The sequence below is a fragment of the Streptomyces sp. NPDC004647 genome (assembly GCF_040609575.1).
In the GTDB taxonomy this organism is placed as follows: domain Bacteria; phylum Actinomycetota; class Actinomycetes; order Streptomycetales; family Streptomycetaceae; genus Streptomyces.
The window spans coordinates 18,231-32,925 of sequence record NZ_JBEXKU010000043.1 but is presented as its reverse complement, the minus strand read 5'-3'; the positions used below and the strand labels follow the sequence as shown (position 1 = coordinate 32,925).

Sequence of the window (14,695 nt, the reverse complement as noted above, 5' to 3'; positions counted from 1 at the left end):
CGGAGCGCCGCGCACAGTGGCCGCCGCGCGGCTGAAGGGCCCCGGTGGTGGGCCCCGACGGCGAGGTTTACGGTCGTTGTGTGGTGAACAACACTGTTCACCACTGACGTGAGTCCGATGTGAGCCGTAGGTGAGCGCAGGACAACCATGACGAGCCCTCACTCGACACCCGCGCAGCCTGCCGAGACCCCCGGGCGGGGCGGAGGCAGCGGGATAGCCCTACTCGTCATCGCCTCCTGCCAGCTGATGGTGGTCCTCGACATCACCATCGTGAACATCGCTCTCCCGCACATCCAGAGCTCGTTGGACTTCTCGACCGAGAGCCTGTCGTGGGTGATCAACGCCTACACACTCACCTTCGGCGGCCTGCTGCTGCTCGGCGGCCGCCTCGGTGACATCCTCGGCCGGAGACGGGTGTTCATCTTCGGAGTGCTGCTCTTCGTACTCGCCTCGCTGCTCGGCGGTCTCGCGCAGAACGTGGCCCAACTGCTCGCCGCCCGTTCCCTGCAGGGCGTCGGCGGCGCCATCGCGTCCCCCACGGCGCTCGCCCTGATCACCACCACGTTCAGGGAAGGGCCGGAACGCAACCGGGCGTTCGGCGTCTTCGCCGCGGTCTCCGCGGGTGGTGGCGCGATCGGCCTGCTCATGGGCGGCATCCTCGTCGAGTGGCTCGACTGGCGCTGGGTGTTCTTCGTCAACGTCCCGATAGGCCTGCTCATCGCCTTCGCCACGCCCCGCTGCATCAGGGAGTCCGAACGCCATGCGGGCCACTTCGACTTCGCCGGCGCACTCACCTCCACGGCGGGCATGGCATCCCTCGTCTACGGCTTCATCCGGGCCTCGGAGGACGGCTGGCGCGACCCGCTGACCCTCGCCGCCTTCGGCGCGGCGATGGTGCTGCTCGCCGTCTTCCTCACCATCGAGCGGCGCTCGAGACAGCCGATCACCCCGCTGAAGATGTTCCGGGACCGCAACCGGGCGGGCACCTACGGGATGATGCTCAGCCTCGCCGCCGCGATCTTCGGCATGTTCTTCTTCCTCACCCTCTTCGTGCAGAACGTCCTGGGGTTCAGTCCGCTCCAGGCCGGTCTCGCCTTCCTGCCGGTGAGCGGGGTCATCGCGGTGGGCGCCGGGCTGGCGTCCCAACTGCTGCCGAAGTTCGGGCCGAAGCCGTTCATGGTGCTCGGCGCGGTCCTTTCCGCGGGTGGCCTCTCCTGGTTGACGCTGACCGATATCCACAGCACGTACGCGGGCAGCATCCTCGGGCCGATGCTGATGTTCGGCTTCGGCATGGGCATGCAGTTCGTATCGCTGACCCTCATGGCGGTCTCGGGCGTCGCGCCGCACGAGTCGGGCGCCGCCTCGGGCCTGCTCAACGCCACCCAGCAGGTGGGCGGGTCGCTCGGACTGTCCATCCTGGTCACGGTCTTCGGTACGGCCAGCCGCAACGAGGCCTCCGCTCAGGTGCCGCAGTTCCTCCAGGAGGCGAATCCGCTGCAACGGGCCCAATTCCAGCGGACCGGGCAGCTGCCGCCGCCCTGGGGCGACGAGGTGCTCGCCTCCGGCGTCTCGACGGCTTTCATCGCCTCGGCCGCCTTCACGGTCGTCGCCGCGCTGATCGCGCTGCTCGTCATCCAGGTACGCGCCTCCGACCTGGAACGCCTTCAGGGCGATACGCCGGGCGCTCCCGCTCCGGTCGCCGCAGCGGGCACGTCCACATCGACATCGTCCACGTCGACATCAGGGTCCGGCACCGCCACAGGCACGGCAGCGGAGCCCGGGTCCGGGTCGCGCGAGGACGGCGATCCGCCTGATCCGCCCCCTGCCGCTCAGTCCTGAGCGTCCTGCGAGTCCTGAGAGGCAGGGGCCCACGCGGCACCGCGGTACGCGGCTACGCAGCGGGCTTGATGTTGTGGTTGAGCCGGAAGACGTTCTCCGGGTCGTACCGGCCCTTGACCGCCGCGAGCCGCCGGTAGTTCTCCGGGCCGAACCCGGCGACGAGCCGCTCCTGGCCCTCGTCCCCGATGAAGTTGAGGTAGACGGCGCCGCTGGACCAGGGCTGGAGATCGGCACGGACGTTGTGCGCCCACCGCCTCCCGCGCTCGTCGTCGGCGGCGTCCTCCCACAGGCCGAACGGGTGCGCCACCCACGACGCCTGGCGCCACGGGACGGGGTAGTCCGCGCCGACTCGCGCCGTCAAGCCGCCCTGGGGGAACAGCACATGCTGGGAGGGCGAGGGCACGATCATGTCGCCCGCCCGCGCGCAGAAGAGGTCCACGGCCTGGTCGGGGAAGGCGTCGAGATGCTCCGCCGACCAGTAGTTACGGCAGCCGGGAGGGTCGTCCAGCATGCACTGGAACTCGGCGTACGGCAGCTCGGCGATCATTTCGGCGTCATGGCCGAGGCCCAGCAGGGGCCCGGCCACCGTACGCGCCGCCGGCTCGTCGCCCGCGTAGGCGACGAGCACTGCCAACGTCAGTTGTCCCACCAGATGTTCGGGGACGAACTCCTCGGGCGGGCCGGTGAGGTAGATGAGCCCGCCGCCGACCTCGTCCGGGGCGGACGCCATGAAGTCGCGGTAGGCGCGTGCCACATCGGGCCCCGCCTCCGGCCTCCACAGCAGCATCATCGCGGTGACCACGGGGAGCGGATACAGCCGGAAGGAGAACGACGTCGCCACACCGAAGTTGCCGCCGCCCCCGTGGAGGGCCCAGAACAGCTCGGGGTTCTCGTCCTCGCTCGCCCGTACGGCGCTGCCGTCCGCGGCCACGAGATCGACGGAGAGCAGGTTGTCGCAGGACAGCCCGAACTTCCGGTCCAGCCAGCCCGTTCCACCGCCCAGCGTGAAGCCGCCCACGCCCGTGGTGGACACCCGGCCGCCCGTCGTCGCCAGCCCGTGCGGCTCGCCGGCCCGGTCGAGATCGCTCATCGTGGCGCCGCCGGCGACCCGCGCCGTACGGGCCTCGGGATCGACGGTCACCGCGTTCATCCGCCGCAGGTCGATGACGATGCCGCCGTCGTTCAGGGACATGCCCGAGACGCTGTGACCGCCGCCCCGCACAGCGATCTGCAGGTCGAGATGACGGCCGAAGAGGATGGCCTTGGCGACATCCTCCGGGGACGCGCACTGGGCGATCACCGCGGGCCGCCGGTCGATCATCCCGTTGAAGACCGAGCGTGCTTCGTCGTAGGACGGGTCATCGGGGGTGACCAGGCTGCCCACGAAGCCGTCGCGCAAATCTTCCAGCGCTTCCGTATTGCCGAAGATGCCTGCAGCCATGGCACGTGCCGCCCTTTCCCCCGGGGGTTCGTTGTTCACGTCGATGGCCCCCTCCTCGACCGTAACCCTGGGCCGCTCCGCCCGGCATATCGGATATGGGGGGCTGCGTGCCGTTCCCGTAAGGCGGTCGCTGCACAGCTGCCACCCGTCCGTGAGGATGCCGTCGCTTTCCGGCCACCCCCGGCTGCCAGCCTCCCAGGGTGCTGGCACTGGACGCTGTCGTGGATCCGAACCGCTGCCGGATGCTGGGGCTCGCGGGATCCGTCGCGCTCGTCGCCGGCGGGCTGACCGCGGGAGCGCTGCCGGTGACGGAAGTGCTCGTTCCGTCGTCCGGGCGGGCCGCGCTCGGCCTGGTCTGCGCGTACTTCGGGCTGGTCCTGCTGGTCGCGGCCTGGTGGTGGCTGGGGCGGGCGGTGCGGGGGCCGCGGCCTCCGGGGACCCGGGCGCTGCTGACGACCCTGGCCACGTGGGCGGCGCCACTGCTGCTGAGCCCGCCGCTGTTCAGCCGCGATGTGTACAGCTATCTGGCTCAGGGAGCCATGGTCGAGGCACAGATCGATGTGTACGCGCACGGGCCCGAACAGCTGGGCGGGCCGCTCGCGACCGAGGTGCCCGCCGTCTGGCAGCACACCCCGACTCCGTACGGCCCGGTGTTCCTCTCCGCGGCCGCGGCCGCCGCCGGCCTCACCCGCTTCGAGGTGCCCGCCGGGATATTGGGCATGCGTCTGGTGGCGCTGCTCGGGGTCGGCCTGATGGTCGCCGTCCTGCCCGCGCTCGCCCGGCGCTGCGGCGTCGAGCCGTCCGCCGCGCTCTGGCTCGGTGCGCTCAACCCCTTGGTGCTGCTGCATCTGATCGCCGGCGCGCACAACGACGCGCTGATGCTCGGGCTGCTGGGCGCGGGTCTGGTGGCCGCGTCGCGCGGCCGGCCCGCGCCGGCCGCGCTGCTCGTCGCGCTCGCCGCACTGGTCAAGGCGCCTGCCGCGCTGGGCCTGCTGGCCGTCGCCGTGGTCTGGGCCGGGCGGTTCGGCGGGCGTACGCGGATGGTGCGTGCGGCGCTGCTCACCCTGGCCGTCGCGCTGGTCACGACCGTGGCCGTGACCGCCGCGACCGGCACCGGCTACGGCTGGATTGGGGCGCTGAGCACACCCGTTTCGCCGCACAACTGGTCGTTGACCAGCGGGCTCGGCCGGCTCAGCGGCGCGCTGCTGGACGCCGCCGGCAGCGGGCTCGGCGAATTCGCCGTACCGACGTGGCGGCGGCTGGGCCTGGCGGCCGTCGCCGTGACCGTGGCGGTCCTCTGGCGGCGCCACGAACGCCTGGGCACCGTCTACGCGTTGGGGCTGAGTCTGGTGGCCGTGTTCGTGCTGGGCCCGGCGTTCCGCCCCTGGTACGCGCTGTGGGGGCTGTTCCTGATCGCGGCGGCCGCCCCGGACGGGCGCATCCGGCACTGGGCGGCGGCAGCGAGCGGCGTCCTCGCCCTGGCCGTACTGCCCAGCGGGTTCGCGCCGGACGGGCTTCAGCTGACACTCGCCGTGTCGGGCGGCGCACTCGCGCTGCTCGCGCTGTGGTGGATGTTCCTGGCGCCAGGACCCGTCTTCGCCCCCCGGACGCAGGCGGCGCGGTGACCGGGCGTGCGAGCTCCTCGTCCAGGGTGCTGCTGGTCATCGGCCTGACGGCGGCGACGGCGGTCTTCCTCGTCACGGTCCCCCTGCACCGCGACTGGTTCGACGTCGGCGTCTACTACGGCACCGTCAACTACTGGATCAACGACGGCGGCCAGATCTACGACTATCTGCGCCCCGGGACGCACTACGGGTTCACCTACCCGCCGTTCGCCGCGGTGAGCATGCTGCCGATGGCCCTGGTGAGCTGGCCGGCGGCAGTGCTGATCAGCATCGGGCTCAGCGTCGCCGCCGCGGCCGCGCTGCTGCACTGGCTGGCCGGTCCGGTCATCAGCCGTCAGGGCTGGAGCCGCTGGTTCGCCTTCGCGCTGGCGGGCTGTCTGTTCGCGCTGCTGGAGCCGGTGCGGGACACCTTCAGCTTCGGCCAGGTCAATCTGGTGCTGGTGGCGCTCGTCTTCGCCGACGCCCGGCTGCTGTCCACCGGACGCGGCCGGTACGCGGGGGCCGGTATCGGCCTGGCCACCGCGATCAAGCTCACCCCCGCGATCTTCATCGGCTATCTGCTGGTCACCCGGCGCTGGCGGCAGGCCGCTCTCGCATCGGGCACGGCCGTGGCCGCGACGCTCCTCGGGGCGCTGGGCGCACCGGGCGCCTCGAGGGCCTTCTGGACCGAGGCCCTGTGGGACACGGACCGGATCGGCTCCCTCGCGTATGTGTCCAACCAGTCGGTGCAGGGCGTGCTGGCCCGCCTCGAGCCGGCCGCGCCCAGCCGTACCGCGTGGCTGGTGTGCGTGCTCGTGGTGCTGGCCGTCTGGGCGTACCGGGCCCGCCGGGCCGCCGCCGAGGGCGACGACTGGTCCGGCTTCGCGCTGACCGGCCTTGCGGCCTGCCTGGTGAGTCCCATTACCTGGGTGCACCATCTGGTCTGGCTGATCCCCGCGCTCGCCGTGCTCGGCGATACCGCTCTGCGCCGTGGCCACCGCGGTCTGCTGGTGGGCACCGTGACCCTGTACGTCGTGCTGTGCAGCAGTTTGGTCTGGCTGTGGAGGTGGAACTCGACCGGTCCGGCCGCCTTCGTCGGCGCCAACGCCTACGTCTGGATTTCGCTTGCTTTGCTGGTCTCTCTCCCGGTCCGCCCGGCGCGCGAAACGCGGCCGGACGCAGTTGCGCCAAGCTCCGGCCCCTGTGCGGTGAACGGCAGCCGACCGGCGAATGAAGCTTTTCCCGTGCCCGGCGCTCCGACCAGCACCGGCACATAAACCACACAGCGGGTACTGCCGGGAGACGCTTTTCGGCCCATAGTGTGGCGGCCGTTTCCGCCTGTTCCCACTCCGTACCGAGGACGCAATCATGACCTCGACCCTGGTTCCCGCAGAACAGCGACCCCGTCGGCTGAATGATGTCAAGGGCTGGTTTCCCAGCCTTGACCAGGTCCTTTTCGCCCGGTTCCTTTCCCGCCAGGAGCGCCTCCAGGAGCGAGGAGACCTACTGGAAATGGGCGTCTACATGGGCAAGAGCGCCATCTTCACCGGCACTTTCCAGCGGCCGGGCGACCGCTTCACGGTCTGCGACCTCTTCGACGGCCCGGCGCCGGACGGCGAGAACGCCGCGGAGACGCTGAAGTCGTACTCCACCCTCACCCGCGTGGCCTTCGAGCAGAACTACCTGGCCTTCCACGACGAGCTGCCGGCCGTCATACACGGCCCCACCAGCGAGGTCCCCGGGCACGTCGCCCCGGACACCTGCCGCTTCGTGCACATCGACGCCTCGCATCTGTACGAGCACGTGGTGGACGACATCGCGACGGCCCGGGAGGCGCTGCTGCCGGGCGGTGTGGTCGTGCTCGACGACTTCCGCTCCGAACACACGCCGGGCGTCGCTGCCGCCACCTGGGAGGCGGTGTTCAACCGCGGGCTGCGGCCCGTCTGCCTCAGCACCCAGAAGCTCTACGGCACCTGGGACGACCCCCTGCCGCTGCAGGAGGAGCTGCTCGCCGACACGGAGTGGCGCGAGGGCATGAATCTGAGCGTGCAGGAGATCGCCGGGCAGCGCGTCCTGCGCTTCTCCGGCCGCCCCAAGCCCCCGCCGGCCCCCGAGTCCCGTTTCGCGCACGAGGAGGCCCCGGCCTCCGCCCCGCGGGCCGCCACCCCTCCGGCGCGCCCCGCGCAGCGATCCTCGCGTGCCCGCCGGCTGGCGGCGGACGTCCTCCCGCCGGTCCTCACCCGCGCCATACGCCGCGCCCGGAGCTAGCCAGGACGGCCTGCCACCGGCGCTGGGGCGGCCCGACACCGTGCCCGGCCGCCCCGGCACCGGCGCCGGGCCCACCGGCGCGACGTCCCGGGGCGGCGGACGGCACTCTCGGATCCCTAGAAATCCCAGGTGTACATGCCGCCCTTCACCCACCGCACGACCGCCGGATCCTCGAGGTCGACGTTCTTCACCCCCGCGCGGCGGGCCAGCACGATCACATCCGCCATGTTCCGGGCGGTCCCGACGATGTTCCCGTGGACCTGAACCATGCGGAACGGCGGGTCGCCGGGGCTGACAGCCCAGACGACGACCGGCGGCTGCGCGTTCTCGCCGGGGCTGTCGCTCATGCCTCCAGCGTGCGGCCGGGGGCATGGGGGCGCACCTCTTGAAGGGACCGTTCCGGTGACGGGCAGCGGGCCGGGTGTGGGACATCCCAGGGCACAGGGCCGGAGAGCCGGAGGCAGAACGCGCGTCCAGCCTGGATACGTGCTAGCGTGTTCGCGTTGCAGTTTTGGTACCCATGAACTCTATGCGCGCCGGATGGGTTGCGGCCCGAAGGCGCTCTTTTTGTTTTTGCCGGTCTCTCCGGATGGGGTCAATGCGGCGACGAGGAATTCGTAAGGTGCGAATTTCCGGCACTGCCCCACTTAGAAGGAGATATGACATGGCTACTGGCACCGTGAAGTGGTTCAACTCGGAAAAGGGTTTTGGCTTCATTGAGCAGGACGGCGGCGGCGCCGACGTCTTCGCCCACTACTCGAACATCGCCACCCAGGGCTTCCGTGAGCTGCAGGAGGGCCAGAAGGTTTCCTTCGACGTCACGCAGGGCCAGAAGGGCCCGCAGGCGGAGAACATCGTCCCGGCCTAACACCCGAGACGCGTCACAGAGCTGGGGCCCGCACCTTCGAGGTGCGGGCCCTGGCCTGTGCCACCCGCACTTCACCGGCTCGTTCTTGCGATTCTCTGCCCGGCCTCAGGCACGCGGAGTCTTCCCCGGCACGCGCCGCCCCGAGGAAGGCCTTCCCTTTTCATGAATCGCACGCCGCGACCGTCCCACAACCGTTCCTCGCGCCCCAGCGGCGCCCGCGGACGCTCCCAGCCCGGCGCACAGAACCGTAACCGCAGGGCCCCCGCCCCCCAGGGCGAATTCGCACTTCCGGTGAGCACCACCCCCGCGCTGCCCGCCGTCGCGTCCTTCTCCGAGCTGGACATGCCGGCGCCCCTGCTGGAGACCCTCGCGGGGCAGAACGTGACCGAGCCGTTCCCGATCCAGGCGGCCACCCTGCCGAATTCCCTCGCGGGCCGGGACGTCCTGGGCCGCGGGCGTACCGGCTCCGGCAAGACCCTCGCCTTCGGTCTGGCGCTGCTCGCCCGTACAGCGGGGCGGCGCGCCGAGCCGCGGAAGCCGCTGGCGCTGGTCCTGGTACCCACCCGGGAACTCGCCCAGCAGGTCACGGACGCCCTCACGCCCTACGCCCACTCGCTGCGTCTGCGGCTGGCCACGGTGGTCGGGGGCATGTCGATAGGCCGGCAGGCCGGTGCTCTGCGCGGCGGTGCCGAGGTGGTCATCGCGACCCCGGGGCGCCTCAAGGACCTCATCGAGCGCCGCGACTGCAGCCTGGACCAGGTGACGATCACCGTGCTGGACGAGGCCGACCAGATGGCGGACATGGGGTTCCTGCCGCAGGTCACCGCCCTGCTCAAGCAGGTTCACGAGGGCGGGCAGCGGATGCTGTTCTCCGCCACGCTGGACCGTAACGTCGACAAGCTGGTGCGCCAGTTCCTGAACGACCCGGTGGTCCACTCGGTGGATCCCTCCGCGGGTGCGGTCACCACGATGGAACACCATGTGCTGCACGTGACGGCGGTGGACAAGTTCACCACCGCCCACCACATCGCCGCCCGCGACGGCCGGCTGATCATGTTCCTGGACACCAAGCGCGCGGTGGACCGGCTGACCAAGAACCTGCTCGCCGGTGGCGTACGGGCGGCCGCGCTGCACGGCGGCAGGTCCCAGTCCCAGCGCAACCGCACCCTGGAGCAGTTCAAGAGCGGTCAGGTGACGGCTCTGGTGGCCACCAACGTCGCGGCCCGCGGCATCCATGTGGACGACCTGGACCTGGTCGTCAACGTCGACCCGCCCGCCGACCACAAGGACTATCTGCACCGCGGCGGCCGTACGGCCCGCGCGGGCGAGTCCGGCAGCGTCGTCACACTCGTCCTGCCCGACCAGAGGCGGGACATGGAGCGGCTGATAGCGGTCGCGGGCATCAGCCCGAACACCACCCGGGTCCGTCCCGGCGACGCCGAGCTCACCCGTATCACCGGGGCCCGCGTACCGTCCGGCAAGCCGGTCACCGTCTCCGTGCCCGCCGCCGAGAGCCCCCGCCCGCGCACCGCGGCACCGCAGCGGAGCCGCCGCAGCCGTCCGGCCCAGGCCCGCCGGGCGGCGTCGGCCGCCTCCGGCCGGGCCACGTCGGCGGAGAAGTCCGCGGCCCGCCGCAGGCGCGCCGCGTAGAGCCCGCCCAGCGGATTCTCACGGGCCCGCGAAGATCCGGACACCCTCCGGATCTTCGCGGGCCCGCACTCCTTTCCGGAAGCGCCGACTTCCGGCGTACGAGGGGCCGGGGCGACCGGGGCCCAGAGACCGTACGGGGAAGCCGCTCGGCCCCGGCGGCAGCCGCTGAGCCCGGTCCGTAGCCGCTGCCGCTCGCATCCGCTCGGACCCCCTCGGATCCGCAATCACCCGGAACGGGTGATGCCCCATGGCGGGCGCCTTGCGAGGCTGGGACGGTCCCGGCCCCTCCGTGTCCGCTCCGGGGCCGCGTGGCTTGGCGGGAAGGGGCCACCATGAGCGACTACCCACTGATCGCGGACCACGGCCTGATCGGGGACCTCCAGACAGCCGCGCTGGTGGCCACCGACGGGACCATCGACTGGTTCTGCTGCCCCAGGTTCGATGCGCCGAGCATCTTCGGCTCCCTGCTCGACCACGAGCGCGGCGGGTACTTCCGGGTGTGCCCGGAGGACGGCGCCTACGCTGTCAAGCAGCTGTACCACCCGAACACCGCCATCCTCATCACGCGCTTCATGACCGAGGAGGGCGCGGGCGAGGTGGTCGACTTCATGCCCGTGTCGACCGGGCTCGCCGCTACCCGGAACCACCGGCTCGTACGCATGCTGCGCTGTGTGCGGGGCCGGATGGAGTTCAACGTGGAGATCGCGCCGCGGTTCGACTACGGCCGCAAGCCGCATGAACTCAAGGGGACCGAGAACGGTGCGGTCTTCGTCAGTGACGGGATGGAGCTCAGCGTCCACAGCGTGCGCGAGCCGGATGACGCACGGCCCGCGCGCGTGCGCACCATCGACGGCGAGAGCGGTGGCGACATCGCCATCTGGCTGCCCCTCGAGGCGGGCCAGCAGCGCGGGATCGTGCTGGAGTCCTTCGCCGACGGCCCGCCGCGGGAGATCCGCCCCGCCGAGTTCCAGCAGCTGTTCGACGACACCGTCCTGTACTGGCGCTCCTGGCTGAGCCGCTCGCAGTACATCGGCAGATGGCGGGAGGCCGTCGAGCGCTCGGCGGTCACGTTGAAGCTGATGACCTACGCCCCGAGCGGAGCGATGGTGGCAGCCCCCACGGCCGGGCTGCCCGAACAGCTCGGCGGCGAACGGAACTGGGACTACCGCTACACCTGGATCCGTGACGCCTCCTTCTCCGTCTACGCGCTGCTCGGGCTGGGATTCACCGAGGAGGCGGCCGCTTTCATCGGATGGCTGCGCGACCGCGTACGGGAGCAGGCCGGTGGCACGGCCGGCCCGCTGAGCGTGATGTACCGGGTCGACGGTTCCTCCGACCTGACCGAGGAGGTGCTCGACCATTGGGAGGGCTACCGCGGCTCCCGCCCGGTGCGGATCGGCAACGGCGCCGCGGAACAGCTCCAACTCGACATCTACGGCGAGGCGTTGGACAGCATGTACTTCGCCGACCAGCGGGGCATCCAGCTGGACCACCAGGGATGGACCTCGCTCAGCACCATCGTCGACTGGCTCACCGAGCACTGGGACCAGCCGGATGACGGGATCTGGGAGACCCGCGGAGGCAGACAGGACTTCACCTACGGCCGTCTCATGTCGTGGGTGGCGCTCGACCGTGCCGTGCGCCTCGCCGCCGAACGCGGCCGCCCCGCGGCGCTGAACCGCTGGATCACCGAGCGCGACCGGATCTACAACCAGGTCATGAGCCACGGCTGGAACCGCGAACGGCAGGCCTTCGTACAGCACTACGGCAGTGACGTCCTGGACTCGGCCCTGCTGCGGATGTCCACCGTGGGCTTCATCGCGCCGCACGACCCGATGTGGACCTCCACTCTCGCGGCGATGGACCAGGAGCTGGTGTCCGACAGCCTGGTGTACCGGTACAACCCGTCGGCCTCACCAGACGGTCTGCGCGGCTCCGAAGGCACGTTCTCGCTCTGCACCTTCAGCTACGTCGACGCCCTCGCCCGGGCCGGCCGCCTCGACCAGGCACGGCTCGCCTTCGAGAAGATGCTGACCTACGCCAACCACCTCGGCATGTTCTCCGAGGAGGTCGCCATCACCGGCGAGCAGCTCGGCAACTTCCCGCAGGCGTTCACCCACCTCGGTCTCATCGACGCGGCCATCACGCTCGACGCGGCGCTGACCCGGGCCCAGCAGAACGCGCCTCGGGCGGCCGCCCCGTCGCGGCCCATCGCGGCCGGAGCGGACCCCGATACGCTCCGCTCCGCGCGGTGATGACGCCATGGCCATGCCGACGGGGAGGGGTGCCGCGGCACCCCTGAGCGCGGCCGAGTTCCGTGCGCTCTACGAGCGGCTGCGGAGCGAGACCCGGCGGAGCGCGGCCGACCGGCGCGGCGCCCTGAACACCATCACGCCCGCGCGGGTGCTGGCGGCGGCCGGTGAGATCCGTTCGGGGCGTACGGTGTCGCTCGCCGCGCCCGTGGAGACCGCGACGACGCCGGACGACCCCGAGCCGTGCGACCACCGGATGACGAGCCCGGCCGAGAGCCACGCGAGCGCGACGGGGCTGCACTTCGCCCTGGACCGCTTCGCGATGAACGTCCACGGCGACGCCGACAGCCATGTCGACGCGCTGTGCCATGTCGTCTACGACGGCTCGCTCTACAACGGCGTCCCCGCGAGCACGGTCACGGAGAGCGGAGCGTCCCAGCTGTCCATCGAGGTGGCCCACGACGGAATCGTCGGGCGCGGCGTTCTGCTGGACATCCCGCGGCTGCGCGGTGTGCGCTGGCTGGAGCCCGGGGACCATGTCACGGCCGCGGAGCTGGCCGCGGCGGAGAAGGCCCAGCGTGTCCGCGTCGGCCCGGGGGACCTGCTGTTCGTACGGGTCGGACACCGGCTTCGCCGGAACGAGGTCGGGCCGTGGGACGCCGCCGAGTCCCGGGCCGGACTGCACCCCGCCGCGCTCCGCTTCCTGGCCGAGCGGCAGGTCGCGGTTCTGGGCAGCGACGGCAACAACGACACCGCCCCCAGCGAGGCTTCGGGGGTCGGCTTCCCCGTGCACGTGATCGGCATCCACGCCATGGGCCTGCATCTGCTGGACTATCTGCAGTTCGAGGACCTCGTACCGCTCTGCGAGCAGGACGACCACTGGTCCTTCCTCTGCGTGATCGCCCCGCTGCGGCTGCCTGGGGCCACGGGCTCGCCCGTCAATCCGATCGCGGTCCTGTGATGTCCGCCGGGCCCGCACCGCTCACCCGTTTCGGGTGATGCGCTCCGCCCGGGGCCGGGGGACGGTGAGAGCTGGGGCCGATCATGGCCCGCCTGCGGCGCGCAGGCCCCCACCCCGGCACCGTACGGACGCAAGGGGATCACGTGGCAGAGGACCGGCACTACGACGTCGTCATCATCGGCACCGGCGCGGGCGGCGGCACCCTTGCCCACCGGCTGGCCGCCTCCGGGAAGCGGATTCTGCTGCTCGAGCGCGGCGGCTACCTTCCCCGCGAGCGCGACAACTGGGAGTCCACCGCCGTCTTCGTGAACGCCAAGTACCGTGCCCCCGAGCTCTGGTACGACAGGCACGGCCGTACCTTCCCCCCGGAGACCAACTACTACGTCGGCGGCAACACCAAGTTCTACGGCGCCGCGCTGTTCCGGCTGCGCCCGGAGGACTTCGGCGAGCTGCGGCACCAGGACGGTCTCTCCCCGGCGTGGCCCATCCGGTACGAGGACCTCGAGCCGTACTACACGCAGGCCGAGCGGCTCTATCTGGTGCACGGGCGCCATGGCGAGGACCCCACCGAAGGGCCGGCCGGCGGGCAGTACGCGTATCCCCCCGTCGAGCATGAGCCGCGGATCCAGCAGCTCAGCGACGACCTGGAGAAGCGCGGTCTGCACCCCTTCCACCTGCCCATCGGGGTCAACCTCACCCAGGACGGGCAAGGTCTCGCCGAGCGGACCAGTGTGTGCATCCGCTGCAACCGGGTCGACGGCTTTCCCTGCCTGGTCAACGGCAAGTCCGACGCGCAGGTGATCTGCGTCGATCCGGCCCTGGAACACGACAACGTCCGCCTGATCACCGGCGCCCACGTACTGCGGCTGGAGACCGACCCGGCCGGACGCCGCGTCACCAAGGTCGTCACGGCCCTGGCGGAGGAGGAGACGACGGTCGACTTCAGCGCCGACATCGTGGTGGTGGCGTGCGGTGCGGTGAACTCCGCCGTCCTGCTGCTGCGTTCGGCGAACGCACGGCATCCGAACGGCCTGGCCAACCGCTCGGACGTGGTGGGCCGGCACTACATGCGGCACAACAACCTGGCGCTCATGGCGGTGTCGAAGGAGCCCAACGACACCCAGTTCCAGAAGACGCTCGCGATGAACGACTGGTACCTGGGCTCGGAGGACTGGGACTACCCGCTGGGCGGCATCCAGATGCTGGGCAAGTCCGACGCCGCGCAGATCCACGCTGAGGCGCCGCGCTGGGCCGGCGTCCTCTCACCGGACATGCCGTTCGAGGTGCTCGCGCACCACGCCGTCGACTTCTGGCTGTGCGGAGAGGACCTCCCGCTGCCCGGGAACCGGGTCACGGTGGACGGAGACGGCGGCGTCCACCTGGTGCTCGACGAGAACAACAACACCGCGGGAGTCGAACGGCTCCAGCACCAGCTGGAGAAGATGCTCGGTCATCTCGGCATGCACGAGCGGAGTCTGTTGCCGCACAGCATCTATCTGCACAAGGGCATGCCGATCGGGGCGACCGCGCATCAGGCGGGCACCGTACGCTTCGGCGCCGATCCCCGCAGCTCGGCTCTCGACCTGAACTGCAAGGCCCACGACGTGGACAACCTCTACGTGGTGGACACCGCCTTCTTCCCGAGCATCGGAGCGGTGAATCCCTCGCTGACCGCCATGGCCAATGCCCTGCGGGTCGGCGACCATATCGCCGAACGCCTGGGATGAGGCCAGGGAGGCCAGCCAGAGAGTCCAAAGGAAGCCAAGAGGGGCCGGAGAGGCCACGGAGTACCGGGAGGTCAGGGCGCCCCGA

Annotated in this window: 11 protein-coding genes; 9 read left to right on the top strand and 2 right to left on the bottom strand. The window is 71.0% G+C overall.

Annotation, left to right across the window (positions count from 1 at the left end):
• Nucleotides 1–147 precede the first annotated feature (147 nt).
• Nucleotides 148–1,839: an MFS transporter gene (locus ABZW18_RS20085; protein WP_356189149.1), complete on the top strand. Its 1,692-nt coding sequence runs from the start codon at nt 148–150 to the stop codon at nt 1,837–1,839.
• Between the two features lie 52 nt (nt 1,840–1,891).
• Here ABZW18_RS20085 and ABZW18_RS20080 read toward each other — a convergent pair whose 3' ends face one another.
• Nucleotides 1,892–3,280, bottom strand: a complete 1,389-nt coding sequence (locus tag ABZW18_RS20080; protein ID WP_356189147.1) for an FAD-binding oxidoreductase — start codon at nt 3,278–3,280, stop codon at nt 1,892–1,894.
• Between the two features lie 209 nt (nt 3,281–3,489).
• Between ABZW18_RS20080 and mptB the strand changes: the two genes are divergently transcribed.
• From mptB to ABZW18_RS20065, 3 genes are all read left to right on the top strand, one after another.
• A complete protein-coding gene (gene mptB, locus ABZW18_RS20075) occupies nt 3,490–4,905 on the top strand; it encodes a polyprenol phosphomannose-dependent alpha 1,6 mannosyltransferase MptB (protein WP_356189200.1) in 1,416 nt (471 codons plus the stop codon).
• The gene (locus ABZW18_RS20070) at nt 4,902–6,161 is read left to right on the top strand and encodes a glycosyltransferase 87 family protein (RefSeq protein WP_356189145.1); all 1,260 of its coding nucleotides are present in this window, start codon (nt 4,902–4,904) and stop codon (nt 6,159–6,161) included. The genes mptB and ABZW18_RS20070 overlap by 4 nt, the downstream gene beginning before the upstream one ends.
• A gap of 91 nt (nt 6,162–6,252) precedes the next feature.
• The gene (locus ABZW18_RS20065; RefSeq protein ID WP_356189143.1) at nt 6,253–7,152 is read left to right on the top strand and encodes a class I SAM-dependent methyltransferase; all 900 of its coding nucleotides are present in this window, start codon (nt 6,253–6,255) and stop codon (nt 7,150–7,152) included.
• Nucleotides 7,153–7,268: 116 nt separating this feature from the next.
• On the opposite strand, the gene ABZW18_RS20060 is transcribed toward ABZW18_RS20065, so the two are convergent.
• The gene (locus ABZW18_RS20060) at nt 7,269–7,499 is read right to left on the bottom strand and encodes a hypothetical protein (RefSeq protein WP_356189141.1); all 231 of its coding nucleotides are present in this window, start codon (nt 7,497–7,499) and stop codon (nt 7,269–7,271) included.
• 317 nt (nt 7,500–7,816) lie between these two features.
• Here ABZW18_RS20060 and ABZW18_RS20055 point away from each other — a divergent pair, with 317 nt between their 5' ends.
• From ABZW18_RS20055 to ABZW18_RS20035, 5 genes are all read left to right on the top strand, one after another.
• A complete protein-coding gene (locus tag ABZW18_RS20055; RefSeq protein WP_015607926.1) occupies nt 7,817–8,020 on the top strand; it encodes a cold-shock protein in 204 nt (67 codons plus the stop codon).
• 162 nt (nt 8,021–8,182) lie between these two features.
• Nucleotides 8,183–9,670: a DEAD/DEAH box helicase gene (locus ABZW18_RS20050; protein ID WP_356189138.1), complete on the top strand. Its 1,488-nt coding sequence runs from the start codon at nt 8,183–8,185 to the stop codon at nt 9,668–9,670.
• A gap of 308 nt (nt 9,671–9,978) precedes the next feature.
• A complete protein-coding gene (locus ABZW18_RS20045) occupies nt 9,979–11,925 on the top strand; it encodes a glycoside hydrolase family 15 protein (RefSeq protein ID WP_356189137.1) in 1,947 nt (648 codons plus the stop codon).
• A 13-nt stretch (nt 11,926–11,938) separates the two neighbouring features.
• A complete protein-coding gene (locus ABZW18_RS20040) occupies nt 11,939–12,883 on the top strand; it encodes a cyclase family protein (protein ID WP_356189198.1) in 945 nt (314 codons plus the stop codon).
• A 143-nt stretch (nt 12,884–13,026) separates the two neighbouring features.
• Complete coding sequence (locus ABZW18_RS20035) at nt 13,027–14,610, top strand: GMC family oxidoreductase (RefSeq protein WP_356189135.1); 1,584 nt, start codon at nt 13,027–13,029, stop codon at nt 14,608–14,610.
• Nucleotides 14,611–14,695 lie beyond the last annotated feature (85 nt).

Coding starts and splice junctions, on each gene's coding strand:
- ABZW18_RS20085 (WP_356189149.1), top strand. CDS start 148: ATGACGAGCCCTCACTCGACACCCGCGCAGCCTGCCGAGACCCCCGGG.
- ABZW18_RS20080 (WP_356189147.1), bottom strand. CDS start 3,280: ATGGCTGCAGGCATCTTCGGCAATACGGAAGCGCTGGAAGATTTGCGC.
- ABZW18_RS20065 (WP_356189143.1), top strand. CDS start 6,253: ATGACCTCGACCCTGGTTCCCGCAGAACAGCGACCCCGTCGGCTGAAT.
- ABZW18_RS20060 (WP_356189141.1), bottom strand. CDS start 7,499: ATGAGCGACAGCCCCGGCGAGAACGCGCAGCCGCCGGTCGTCGTCTGG.
- ABZW18_RS20055 (WP_015607926.1), top strand. CDS start 7,817: ATGGCTACTGGCACCGTGAAGTGGTTCAACTCGGAAAAGGGTTTTGGC.
- ABZW18_RS20050 (WP_356189138.1), top strand. CDS start 8,183: ATGAATCGCACGCCGCGACCGTCCCACAACCGTTCCTCGCGCCCCAGC.
- ABZW18_RS20040 (WP_356189198.1), top strand. CDS start 11,939: ATGCCGACGGGGAGGGGTGCCGCGGCACCCCTGAGCGCGGCCGAGTTC.